Raw genomic sequence first — 12,698 nt, forward strand, 5'->3', positions numbered from 1 at the left:
ATCAAGCTGATGCCTGTCGGTATTTTTTCAGTCGATAGGCAAACTGCGCACGACTCAAACCCAGCAGTCGCGCGGCAGCGGCCAGATTGCCCTGGCTTTTTTGCAGCGCTTCATCGATCAGGCGCGACTCCAGCCCTTCAATGGAGAAGCCGTGCTCCAGGCGAGCCAGGGTTTCCAGCAAGGCAGGGCGAGGCTGTGTGCCGGCGGGACTTTGGTCGGTTGCGGCGAGGCTGCCATTGTCGTCCAGCGAGTACGCATCCTGCGGCATGGGTTCGTTGCGAAACAGGTGGACCAGGTCGATGGCTTGGCCGTCTTCGCTGGCGATCAGGCCGCGCTCCACCAGATTCTGCAATTCCCGTACGTTGCCGGGAAAGTCATAGCGCAACAACACCTTGAGTGCGCGCATGGTCAGGCCAGCGGGTTTGCGGCCGTAGGCCTGACAGAAGCGGCGCAGGAACGCGTTGACCAGCAACGGTATGTCGTCGCGACGTTCGCGCAGTGGCGGCAGCACGATGGGGTAGACATTCAACCGGTAGAACAAGTCTTCGCGAAAGTCTCCGGCCGCCACGGCTTTGCGCAGGTCGACATTGGTCGCCGCCACCACCCGGACGTCGACCTTGATTGGCTGGCCACCGCCGATGCGCTCGATCTCCCGCTCCTGCAATGCACGCAGCAACTTGCCCTGACCCGGCAGGCTGAGGCTGGCGATTTCGTCGAGAAACAGAGTGCCGCCCTGGGCGCGCTCGAAGCGTCCGGGGCGCGAATGGGTCGCGCCGGTGTAGGCGCCACGCTCGACACCAAACAGCTCAGCCTCGATCAGATTATCCGGGATGGCGGCGCAGTTGAGCGCCACGAAAGGTGCTTGATGGCGTGGGCTGAACTGATGCAACTGACGGGCGAACAACTCTTTGCCGACCCCGGACTCGCCGCTGAACAACACCGTGGCGGGCGTCGGCGCCACGCGCTGCAAGGCGAGGGTGGCGGCATTGAAGGCCGCGCTGGCGCCAATCGGTTTTGGCCCGCCGGGGTTTTCGCTGTCGTCATCCTGGGGGGCGGGCGCCGGGGCTTGAGGCTGTTTGGGCGCGGCGCTTGAGGGTGAGGCAGTGAGATAACTCAGGTCCTGTTCGACATCGCCCCATTGCTCGGCAGTCTTGCCGATTACCCGGCAGCTCTCATGGCCCATGCCCCGGCATTCGGTTTCGCGGAAGATCACCAGACGGCCAAACAGCCCGCTGACATAACCGATGGCATAGCCCAGTTCGGTCCAGCACACCGGATCCTGGCCGATCCCGTAGGCGGCGATATGTTCGTCGGCCTCACAGGAGTGGTGCCAGAGAAACTCACCTTCATAGAAGCCCGAGTCGGCGTCGAATTTGAAGTGCAGGGGTTCGACCTTGGTCATGCCTTCGAGTGTATGCAGACGCGTGCCGGCCGAGAAAACCGCGGCGGCGTCGGCGTCTGGCCAGCGCTCGCGGATCAGCCGCGCATCGCGCGCGCCGGAGAGATAGCCGGTGCGGGTAAACAGGCCGCGGGTCTGTTCCAGTCCCTGGCGCTCGATAATTTCCCGTCGCAGCGCGCCGAAGGATGAGCTGTGCAATAACAGCATGCGCTGGTCGTTGAGCCAGATACGTCCGTCAACAGGGGAAAAGAACAGGCATTCGGTCAACTCGGCCAGGGTCGGTGAGTTGCCTTCGGCCAGTTGGGTACTGTCGCCTCGGGGCGAGAAATGCTCCTCCTGCATGGCAAGATGTGGAAGCAGCGAATGGGGATTGTTCATTGTTATGCCCCTGAGCGAGTCGACTGATCGAAATGATCAACTAGCAAAACAGTTATTAAACATAACTTTATCATTTGGACAAGTGGCGAGCTGCCGGCTGTACGCCAAGCACCTTGTCCTATTCGCAGACACCCCTCTACAGCCCGCAGGCCAGAGCCTTCGCCACTTGAAATGCGGCGCGACGCAGGAAGTCGGCACAGCCCTTGCTCTAGCGCTTTCACCACGCAGACGCCTTGCATCGTTTTAGCAAGGCCGCGTCAGGCAATGACAAACACAAGAGCCGGGAGACCGAAATGTCGGTAAGTGAACCATCTGATTTTCTGCGGGACGAGCCATGGCGTGAACGCATCTTCAATGGTGACTGGCTACGTCCATTGGGCGGCAGCCATAGCGTCATCGAACCGGCCACCGGTGAGGTGTTGACCATCACCGGTTTGGCCGATGCAGCGGACATCGCGTTTGCCAGCCTGAACGCCGCTCGTGCTCAACCGGCCTGGGCGGCATTGGGGCCACGGGAACGCGCAGAGATCTTTCGTAAAGCTGCCGCACTGGCCCAGCAACACTTTGCCGAACTGGCGTTGTACATCGCCCGGGAAAGTGGCGGCAGCCTGTTCAAGGGTGAACATGAGGTCCGTGAGGCGATCGTGTTGCTGCATCAGGCGGCCGGGCTGCTGTCGCAACCCCATGGTCTGGTTCTGCCGAGCGAAGCGGGGCGCTTGTCCTATGCACGCCGATTGCCCCATGGCGTGGTCGGAGTGATCTCGCCGTTCAACTTCCCCCTGGTGCTGTCCCTGCGGTCGGTGGCGCCGGCACTGGCGGCGGGCAATGCCGTGGTGCTCAAGCCCGATCCGCAGACCCCGGTCAGTGGCGGTTTCATCATTGCCCGGTTGTTCGAGGCGGCCGGTCTGCCCAAGGGCTTGTTGCAGGTGTTGCCGGGTGCGGCGCCAGCCGGAGAAGCGCTGTGCCGCGATCCGCATGTGCGGATGATCGCGTTCACCGGCTCCACCGCAGCGGGGCGCAAAGTCGCGGAGCTGGCTGGCCGTCATCTGAAAAAAGTCGCCCTGGAGTTGGGCGGCAAGAACTCGTTGATCGTGCTCGAAGACGCCGATCTTGAACTGGCGGCCAGCAACGCCGCGTGGGGTGCCTGGCTGCATCAGGGGCAGATTTGCATGGCCACCGGACGCATCCTGGCCCATGAGTCGATTGCACAAGAGCTGATCCGCCGGCTGGCAGAAAAGGCACGGGCAATCACGGTCGGCAATGCCGCTCGCGGCGAGGCGGTGCTGGGGCCGTTGATCAACAAGCACCAGTTGTTGCGAGTGCATGAAATCGTCACGGAGAGCGTGACGGCCGGGGCAACGCTGGAAGCCGGCGGCGAGTTTGAGCGGCTCTTCTACCAACCCACGGTGCTTTCCGGTGTGCGCCCTGGCATGCGCGCGTTCGACGAGGAAATCTTCGGCCCGGTGGCCACGGTGGTGAGTTTTGCCAGCGACGATGAGGCCATCGACCTGGCCAACCGCACCGAGTATGGCTTGTCCGCGGGGATCATTTCGCCTTCGGTCGGGCACGCGATGGCGATGGGCGAGCAACTTAACTGCGGTCTGCTGCACATCAACGACCAGACAGTGGCCGACGAATGCATCAACCCCTTCGGCGGACGCGGCAGCTCAGGCAATGCCGGCAGTGTTGGCGGCCCGGCCGACTGGGATGAATACACCCAATGGCAATGGGTGACGGTCAAGGATAAGGCGCCGCGTTACCCGTTCTGACGGGCCGGTTTTGCCGGGCCGACAAGGCAGGTCGGCTCACCGAGTACACAAAAATAATAAGAGGACTCAACATGAAACTCGACAACAAGATTGTGCTGGTGACTGGCGTCTCTTCGGGTATCGGCGCGGCCACGGCAAGCCTGCTGCGCAGCCACGGCGCCCACGTGATTGGCGTGGACCTGAAGGCGCCGCACATGACCCTGGACGGTTTTGTTCAGGGCGATCTGAGCAGTGCCGAGAACATTGACCGGTTGCTGGCGCAGCTACCGGCACGGATCGACAGCCTGTGCAATATCGCCGGGGTACCGGGCACTGCAAACCCGCAACTGCTGGCGCGGGTCAACTACCTGGGATTGCGCCACTTGAGCAGCGCGTTGCTGCCACGCATCAACGCAGGCGGCAGCATCGTCAATATCGCCTCGATCCTCGGCGCCGAGTGGCCGTTACGTCTGGAACAGCACAAGGCACTGGCGCGCATCGAAGGTTTCGCCGCCGGGCAGGCCTGGCTGGCCGAGCACCCGGTACCGGACGAGACCTGCTACCAGTATTTCAAGGAAGCCTTGATCGTCTGGAATTACCTGCAGGCCCAACCCTGGTTTCTCGAACATTCGGTGCGCATGAACAGCGTGGCGCCAGGTCCGGTTTTCACGCCAATCCTCGGCAACTTCGTGAGCATGCTCGGTGAGGCCCGAACCCAGGCCGATGCCCATCGCATGAAACGCCCCGGTTATGCCGATGAGGTGGCGGCGGTGATCGCTTTCCTGTGTGCCGACGAGTCGCGCTGGATCAACGGCGTCAACCTGGCCGTCGATGGCGGATTGGCCTCCACCTACATCTGAAATGCACACCTGTAGACAGCGGCGCAAGCCACTACCTGTGGCGAAGCCATGCCAAAAATAAAAATAATGAGGAGCGTCCATGGACAACGTTAAACGTTGCTTTCGTTTCAAGCATTGCGCCCTGTTTCTGGCGTTATGCAGCGCCGGTGTGATGGTCGAGAGGGTCGAGGCCATGCAAATGGACCTTGGTGATTCCGACTGGAAACTGCGTTGGGACAACACCATCAAGTACAGCCAGGCCTGGCGTCTTCAGGGGCAGGACAGCCGATTGGTCAACGCACCGACCGCCAACGGCCTGTATCCCTCGATCCAGAGTCAGGGCGATAAAAACTTCAGCAGTGGCCTGGTCTCCAATCGTCTGGACCTGTTTTCCGAAATGGACCTCAGCCGGCAAAACTATGGCCTGCGCGTGAGCGGCGCAGCCTGGTACGACGATATCTACAACAAGGACACCGACAGCAGCGAGCAAACGCATTTCCTCAGCGAAACCCGCAAGCTCCACGGTCGCGATGCGGAAATTCTCGACGCCTTCGTGTTCCTGCGCGGTGACCTCGGCGAAGACTCCCAAGGCGTGGTGCGTCTGGGCCGACACAGCCTGATCTACGGCGAAAGCCTGTTCTACGGTGGCAACGGCATCGCCAATGCCCAAGGCCCGACCGATGTGGTCAAGTTGCTCAGCGTGCCGGGGACCCAGTTCAAGGAGATCCTGCGTCCGGTCAATCAGATCTCAGGGCAGTTGCAGATCAACCCACAGTTGTCGGTGGGCGCTTACTACCAGTTCGAGTGGGAACGTTCCAATGTGCCCGGTGCCGGCAGCTACCTGAGCGATATCGATGCCATCGGTTACGGCAGCGGTTCACTGCGCGAAGTGTTCGGCAACGACACGGTGAATGGCGGCGATTTGAAACCGCGAAATTCGGGGCAGGGCGGTATGCAGATCCGCTTCAAGCCGACCGGCACCGAGCTGGAACTGGGTTTCTACGCTGCGCAGTATCACGACAAAACCCCGACCGGCCTGTACGCCTACCTCGACGGTACGGCCGCTGCGGCCACCGGATTGCCGATCCTGAGTTCCTATCGTCAGGTCTACGCCGAAGACATCAAGACTGCCGGCGTCAGCTTCTCCACCGCTTACGGACCGTTCAACTTTGCCGGTGAAACCTCCGTGCGCTGGAACGCGCCGCTGGTGAGCAATCTACAAGTGGTGACCCCTGGCATGGAGGCCGATGGCGACGATAACTCACTGTTTGCCAGGGGCAAAACCGCTCACGCCAACCTGTCGGCGATTTACCTGTTATCGCCAACCGCATTTTGGGACGGCGGCTCGGCGCTGGCCGAGCTGGCCTGGAACCGCACCCTGAGCGTGACCGAGAACGCCGCCGCGCTGGATGCCAACACCACCCGCGATGCCACGGCGCTGCGGGTATTGGTGGAGCCGGCGTACTTCCAGATTGTCGACGGGATCGACCTGACCGTGCCGATCGGCATGGGTGTGGTACTCGATGGGCGCTCTTCGGCGGTCAACAAATCGGGCTTCGGCAATACCCATTCCGGCGACTGGAGTGTCGGGCTCAAGGCCACCTACCTGCAGCGCTGGGATGTCGGCCTGAACTACGTGAACTTCTTCGGTGCCCCAAAAGCCGGGCTGCGCGAGGACGGCAATTTCAGTTACGGGCAGTCGTTGGCCGACCGCGACTTCGTCTCGCTCTACGTGAAAACCTCATTCTAATAAGGTGGATTCGCCATGCAGAACAAAGCATTTCTCAACACTTGCGTCCTCACCCTGGCCCTTGCCGGCATGAGCCTGGCGCAGGCAGCGGTGTCGCCTGAGCAGGCTGCACGTTTGAAGACTGAACTGACACCCCTTGGCGGCGAGCGCGCCGGCAATGCCGATGGCAGCATCCCGGCCTGGCAGGGCGGTTACACCAAGGTCGCGCCTGGCTACAAGCCAGGTGACAAACGTCCCGATCCATTCACCGGCGAGAAGCCGTTGTATTCGATCAAGGCCTCGAACATGGAGCAGTACGCGAGCGTACTGGCTGAAGGCACCAAGCTGCTGCTGAAGAAATACCCGGACTATCGCCTGGACGTGTATCCGACCCATCGCTCGGCGGCAGCCCCACAATGGGTGTATGACAACACCGGCAAGAATGCCACCCGCGCCACGCTGGACGTGGCGAGCGAGAAAGTCGCCGGCGCCTATGGCGGCATTCCGTTCCCGATCCCGGAAAACGGTACGCAAGTGCTGTGGAACTATCGGTTGTCCTGGCAGGGCGGCGACACCATCAGTTCGCCTTTCGATACCTGGCTGATGACCGCCGGCGGCAAGAAAGTCCAGGCGACCCGCGCCCAGTACACCTACCAGTTTCCCTACTACGTCGAAGGCGGCAGCCTGGAAAACTTTTCCGGCAAGTACCTGGTGGGCAAGCTGCTGACCGAGTTGCCGTCGTCCAAGGCCGGCGAAGGCCTGATGACCCATTGGGACCTGGACCCGGCCAACCGTGCGGCCTGGCAGTATCTGGTCGGCCAGCGCCGGGTGCGTCGGGCGCCGAACATCGCCTACGACACCCCGGACTTCGTGACCTCGGGGGTCGGTCTGTTCGACGAAGCGTTCATGCTGTTCGGGCCTACCGATCGCTATGACCTCAAGCTGATGGGCAAGAAAGAACTGATCGTCGCCTACAACAATAACCGCGCCGCCCTGGCCAAGAGCGACGACCTGGTCAAACAGAACTTCCTCAATCCTGACTTGGTGCGTTGGGAGAAACATCGGGTCTGGGTGGTCGAGGCCACGCTCAAGTCCGGCAAGCGCCATGTGGTGCCGCGTCGGACTTACTACATCGACGAAGACTCCTGGCAGATCCTGATGGCCGATGGGTATGACGCCCAGGGCAAGCTCGGACGGCAGATGTATTCGCTGACGCTGCTGGCGCCGGACCTGCCGGCCCTCACCGCGCAGGTCATGTGGGGCAGCTACAACCTCGACACCGGGGCTTACTTTCTCAACTCCTCGAGCAACGATCTGGCGGTCCAGTACCAGAAAGTCGCGAAACCTTCGGCGTCCTATTTCACGCCGGATGCCATGGCCAACGAAAACATGCGTTGAACCTGAGGGAGGCCGCGGCGGGTGAGGGTGCACGCTGCGGTCGCCTGTGACTTTGCGAGTGGGATAAAGACATGATGGGGCAAAAACGCTATGCGGGCTTCGGCCTGCGCCGGGGCGCCTGCGTCCTGGCATTGGGTTTGATGGCGTGTGCGTTCAACGCCCAGGCGAGCACGTTTGCAGTACTGCAGCAGCCGGCACTGTCGACCGCCAAGGCCCAGCGCGCGGCATTGCTCGGGCTGACCCGGGCCGGTGAGCGGCTAGTGGCGGTCGGCGAGCGCGGGATTGTGCTGCTCTCGGATGACGCTGGAATCAATTGGCGCCAGGCCAGTGTGCCGGTCAGCGTCAGCCTGACGGCGGTGCAATTCGTCGATGCCGAGCAGGGTTGGGCAGTCGGTCATCTGGGCGTGGTGTTGCACACCGAGGACGGCGGTGAAACCTGGCACAAGCAACTCGACGGTGAGCGTGCCGCCTCGCTGGCGGTGCAGGCCGCTGAGCGCGAAGCCAATCAATCGGGCGGCGCCGGCAACCTGGCGCAGGCCCGGCAGATGCTCGACGACGGACCGGATAAACCGTTTCTCGACCTGTACTTCAGTGACCGCCTGCACGGCTACGTCGTTGGCGCCTACAACCAGATCTACCGTACCGACGACGGCGGGCGAAGCTGGCAGCCGTGGATGCGGCATGTGGACAATCCGCAGGGCCTGAACCTGTATGGCATCCGCGTCTCGGGCAACGATCTGCTGCTGGTGGGGGAGCGCGGTTTGCTGTTGCGTTCGACCGATGCCGGGCATTCATTCCAGGCCTTGAAGTCACCTTATGAAGGCAGCTTTTTCGGCTTGCTCGGCACTCGCGGTGGCGCCTTGATTGCCTACGGTTTGCGCGGTAACGCCTGGTGGTCCGATGACCGTGGCGGCAGTTGGCGACGCCTCGACACTGGCATCGAATCAACACTGGCGAGCGCCATCGAACTGCGCGATGGCAGCCTGCTGTTGGCCAGCCAGGGCGGCGAACTTTTATTCAGCCATGACCAGGGTCGTAGCTTCGACAAACGCCAGAGCCGCAGCGGCGGGACTGTCGCGGCCGTGCAACAGGCGGCCGATGGCAGTCTGGCCAGCGTCGGTTTGAGCGGTGTGGCCGCTGACCAGGATCCACGAGCCTCTGGCAAACCTTGAATCTTCACGGTGTAGCGCTATCGGGCCACGGCCCGTGCAACAGGAGTCAGACTTGAAAGACGACAAAACCCAAACCGTGATCGGCCGCCTGGAAGAGTTTGACCAGGCGTCGGGCAACTTCGCCGAGCGAGCGATCTTCAACCATCGACCGCTGGTGATCCTGCTGTGTCTGCTGGTGACGCTGGTGCTCGGCTGGCAAGCCACGCGCATCGGCATCAATGCCAGTTATGAGAAGACCATTCCCACGGGGCATCCCTATGTCGCCAACTTTCTGCAGAATCGCAGTGAGTTGAGCGGCCTGGGCAACTCGCTGCGGATCGCCGTGGAGGTCAAACAGGGCAGCATTTTCACCAAGGATTACCTCGACACCCTGGCCAGGCTCAACGACGAGCTCTATCTGCTGCCGGGTGTCGACCGGCCCTACATGAAATCGTTATGGACCCCGACCACGCGCTGGACCGCCGTGACCGAGGAGGGGCTCGATGGCGGCACCGTGATCCCCGACGACTACGATGGCTCGGCGGCCAGTATCGAACAGGTGCGAACCAACGTCGCGCGTTCCGGTGAGGTCGGTCAATTGGTGGCCGGCAACTTCAAGTCCAGCGTGATCTTCGTGCCGTTGCTGGACATCAGTCCGCAGACCGGCAAGGCCCTGGACTACGGCGAGTTTTCCCGGCAACTGGAAGCCCTGCGGGACAAGTACCAGAGCGATGACCTGCGGATTCACATCACCGGTTTCACCAAAATCGTCGGCGACCTGATCGAGGGGCTGACCCAGGTCTTGCTGTTCTTCGTGATGGCGGTGCTGGTGACCGTGGTGGTGCTGTTTGGCTACACCCGTTGCGCACGCAGCACGCTGGTGGTGGTGACGTGTTCGCTGGTGGCAGTGCTCTGGCAGTTGGGTCTGCTCGCCATCCTCGGTTATGAGTTGGACCCCTACTCGGCACTGGTGCCGTTTCTGGTGTTCGCCATTGGCATGAGCCATGGCGCGCAGAAGATGAACGGCATCATGCAGGACGTCGGTCGGGGCACCCACCGGGTGGTGGCGGCGCGTTATACCTTCCGCCGACTGTTCGCAGCCGGCATGACCGCGTTGCTCTGTGATGCGGTGGGCTTCGCGGTGTTGCTGCTGATCAATATCCGGGTGATTCAGGATCTGGCGATCACCGCCAGTCTCGGTGTGGCGGTGCTGATCTTCACCAACCTGATTCTGTTGCCGATCCTGCTCAGCTATATCGGTGTCAGCCCGGCAGCGGCGCAACGCAGCCTGAGTTCGGAAAACGCCGAATTGCAGGCGCAGATCAAGCATCCGTTGTGGCGCGTGCTCGATTTGTTCACCCAACGGCGCTGGGCCATGGGCGCCATGCTGGGCGGTCTGCTGTTGGCAGCGTTCGGTTTTGCCGTGAGCCTGCACTTGAAGATCGGCGATCTCGATCCCGGCGCTCCGGAGTTGCGGGCTGACTCGCGCTACAACCGCGACGCGCTGTTCATGACCCAGAACTATGCGGCCAGCTCGGATATTTTCGTGGTCATGATCAAGACTCCGGAAGATCAGTGCACCCGCTACGCGAGTCTGTCGGCAGTGGATGCGTTGGCCTGGCGGCTGGAGCAATTGCCAGGCGTGGAGTCGACCACCTCGATGGCGGCGCTGAGCAAGATCGCCACGGCCGGTTACAACGAAGGCAACTTCAAATGGTATGAGCTGATCCCCAATGACGGTGCGCTGGGAGCCGTGCAAACCCGTGCACCACGGGAGCTGTTCAATCAGGGCTGCTCGATGTTGTCGCTGTACGTTTACCTGGCCGATCACAAGGCCGATACCCTGAATCGGGTGGTGGAGGCCAGCGAAAAATTCATCAGCGAGCATCAGGTGCCAGAGGTCAAATTCATGCTCGCCGCCGGCAGCGCCGGGATCGAAGCCGCGACCAATATCGTGGTGAAAAAATCCATGCGCGAGATGCTGTTCTGGGTCTACGGCGCGGTCAGCCTGTTGTGCCTGCTGACCTTCCGCAGCTGGCGCGCAACCCTTTGCGCGATGCTGCCGCTGATGCTCACCTCGATTCTGTGCGAGGCGCTGATGGTGGGGCTGGGCATGGGGGTCAAAGTCGCGACCCTGCCGGTAATCGCATTGGGCGTGGGCATTGGCATCGACTACGCGCTGTATGTCTTGAGTGTGATCCTGGCTCGAATGCGTGCCGGCGACACCTTGGCCCAGGCGTATTACCAGGCGCTGCTGTTCACCGGCAAAGTGGTGTTGCTGACCGGCATGACCCTGGCGGTTGCAGTGTCGACCTGGGCGTTCTCACCGATCAAGTTCCAGGCCGACATGGGAATTCTGCTGGCGTTCATGTTCCTGGTGAACATGCTCGGTGCCTTGATCCTGTTGCCGGCCTTGGCCTGGCTGCTGCTGCCGCAGAAGGTCTTCGCAAAAAAGCCTGAAGCGAGCCGGCATGGGCAGTTGGTCAAGGAGAGCTGAAGGACAGGGGTACACCGTCTGTAGCAGCTGCCGAGCTTGCGAGGCTGCTGCTACAAAGATGTGTACCCCGGTCAGGTTTTATCCGCGACCGGGTTCGCCGTACGTAACTGTGGCTCGGCCGAACGGGCAATCACGCTGATGATCGCCAGTGCGGCAATCAGCAGCCCAGGTGAGGTCGCCAGCAAAACTCCGGTGGTGCCGGCCCCGGCCGCCAGAATCTGCCCCGCGGCCAACGGCCCGGCCACCGATCCGAGGCGACCGATCGCCACCGCTGCGCCAACACCGGTGGCGCGCACCGAGGTCGGGTACGACGGCGGTGCCAGGGCGTAAAGTACCAGCTGCGCGGCCATCACAAATAACCCGGCGGAAAAACCGGCGATAGCCATGGGGACGATGCCCACCGACAGGCCGACCCCGGCCAGCGCCGCCAGCAACCCGGCGTAGACAAACAGCACCACTTTGATGCCGTTGCAGCGATCCAGCAGCAGCCCGCCGAGCAGGGAACCGAGGGCGCCGCCGATGTTGAACAGCATCTGCACCAGGCCAGCCTGGGGTTTGCTGAAACCCTGTTCCAGCAACAGCGATGGCAGCCAGTTGAGCAGCATGTACATCACGGTTAGGGTGAAGAAGTAACTCAGCCACAACGCCAGGGTGACGCGGGTCCGGTCTTCGCCGAACAGCGCTTGGCCGGTTGAGGCGCGCGCCACGTTGACGCTGCCTTGTTGCTGGCGAAAGGCGCTGGACTCAGGCAGCAGCAGGACCATCAACGGCACCACCAGCAGGGGCACGAGCCCCCCGATGATGAAGGTCATCTGCCAATGCTCGGCAAACAGCATGGCGACCACCGCCGCCAGTGCGCCGCCCAACGGCACGCCGGCATACATGATGCTGATCGCGGTGCCGCGACGTTGCTCACCCACGGCTTCGGCACACAGCGCGATCAGGTTGGGCAGGGCGGCACCCAGGCCCAGGCCCGTCATGAAGCGCGCCAGCAGCAGGCCGGAAAAACTGCTGACATAGGCCGTGTTGAGGGAGAACACGCCGAACAGCAGCACCGCGCCGATGAGGATTTTCTTGCGGCCGATGCGATCGGCGATCCAGCCGCCGAAGAAGGCGCCCGGCAGCAAACCGATGATGCCGGCGCTGAATACCCAACCCATCATTTTCGGGTCCAGGGCAAAGGTCTGGCGCAGGCCTGCGGCGGCAGTGCCAGCGGCTTGCAGGTCGAAGCCTTCGATCAGTGCAACGATAAAACACAGGGCGATGGTCAGCGTCGTGCGACGTGATGGGGTGTCCATGGCGAACCTCATTATTGTTTTTGTTGGGGCTTACGGGGGAACGCGAGCCTGATTGCTGTAGGCGATAGCAGGCTGAAATTAAGATTAACAAAGATAACTAAAAAATGAATGACCAAGGTTTTTTACTGAAAAATGCCATTAATTTCATTTAAATCAATGTGATGACATAGGGTTGGTGATGTATTTAAAAAATAGATAATAATATTAATGTTCGATTATCGGTCATTGCGGATTGACTCCACTCTCAGGCGTTTCCATTCT

Annotated in this window: 8 protein-coding genes; 6 read left to right on the plus strand and 2 right to left on the minus strand. The window is 61.6% G+C overall.

What is annotated here, in order from left to right:
• Position 1 precedes the first annotated feature (1 nt).
• Positions 2–1,777: a sigma-54-dependent Fis family transcriptional regulator gene (locus ACEN9A_RS12440; RefSeq protein WP_258673798.1), complete on the minus strand. Its 1,776-nt coding sequence runs from the start codon at positions 1,775–1,777 to the stop codon at positions 2–4.
• A gap of 293 nt (positions 1,778–2,070) precedes the next feature.
• On the opposite strand from ACEN9A_RS12440, the gene ACEN9A_RS12445 reads away from it, so the two are divergent.
• From ACEN9A_RS12445 to ACEN9A_RS12470, 6 genes are all read left to right on the plus strand, one after another.
• Positions 2,071–3,546 (plus strand): benzaldehyde dehydrogenase, encoded by a 1,476-nt coding sequence (locus tag ACEN9A_RS12445; protein ID WP_258673799.1) that lies wholly within the window; start codon positions 2,071–2,073, stop codon positions 3,544–3,546.
• A gap of 71 nt (positions 3,547–3,617) precedes the next feature.
• Positions 3,618–4,385 (plus strand): coniferyl-alcohol dehydrogenase, encoded by a 768-nt coding sequence (locus ACEN9A_RS12450; RefSeq protein WP_258673800.1) that lies wholly within the window; start codon positions 3,618–3,620, stop codon positions 4,383–4,385.
• 79 nt (positions 4,386–4,464) lie between these two features.
• Complete coding sequence (locus ACEN9A_RS12455; RefSeq protein WP_258673801.1) at positions 4,465–6,114, plus strand: DUF1302 domain-containing protein; 1,650 nt, start codon at positions 4,465–4,467, stop codon at positions 6,112–6,114.
• Between the two features lie 15 nt (positions 6,115–6,129).
• On the plus strand, positions 6,130–7,491 hold the full coding sequence (locus tag ACEN9A_RS12460; RefSeq protein ID WP_258673802.1) for a DUF1329 domain-containing protein: 1,362 nt from the start codon (positions 6,130–6,132) through the stop codon (positions 7,489–7,491).
• A gap of 71 nt (positions 7,492–7,562) precedes the next feature.
• The gene (locus ACEN9A_RS12465; protein ID WP_258673804.1) at positions 7,563–8,663 is read left to right on the plus strand and encodes a WD40/YVTN/BNR-like repeat-containing protein; all 1,101 of its coding nucleotides are present in this window, start codon (positions 7,563–7,565) and stop codon (positions 8,661–8,663) included.
• Between the two features lie 52 nt (positions 8,664–8,715).
• Positions 8,716–11,139: an efflux RND transporter permease subunit gene (locus ACEN9A_RS12470; RefSeq protein ID WP_258673805.1), complete on the plus strand. Its 2,424-nt coding sequence runs from the start codon at positions 8,716–8,718 to the stop codon at positions 11,137–11,139.
• 71 nt (positions 11,140–11,210) lie between these two features.
• Here ACEN9A_RS12470 and mhpT read toward each other — a convergent pair whose 3' ends face one another.
• Entirely contained in the window at positions 11,211–12,437 is a 1,227-nt protein-coding gene (gene mhpT, locus ACEN9A_RS12475; RefSeq protein ID WP_258673806.1) for a 3-(3-hydroxy-phenyl)propionate transporter MhpT, read from the minus strand.
• Between the last annotated feature and the right edge of the window lie 261 nt (positions 12,438–12,698).

This window comes from Pseudomonas sp. Pseusp18 (assembly GCF_059506005.1).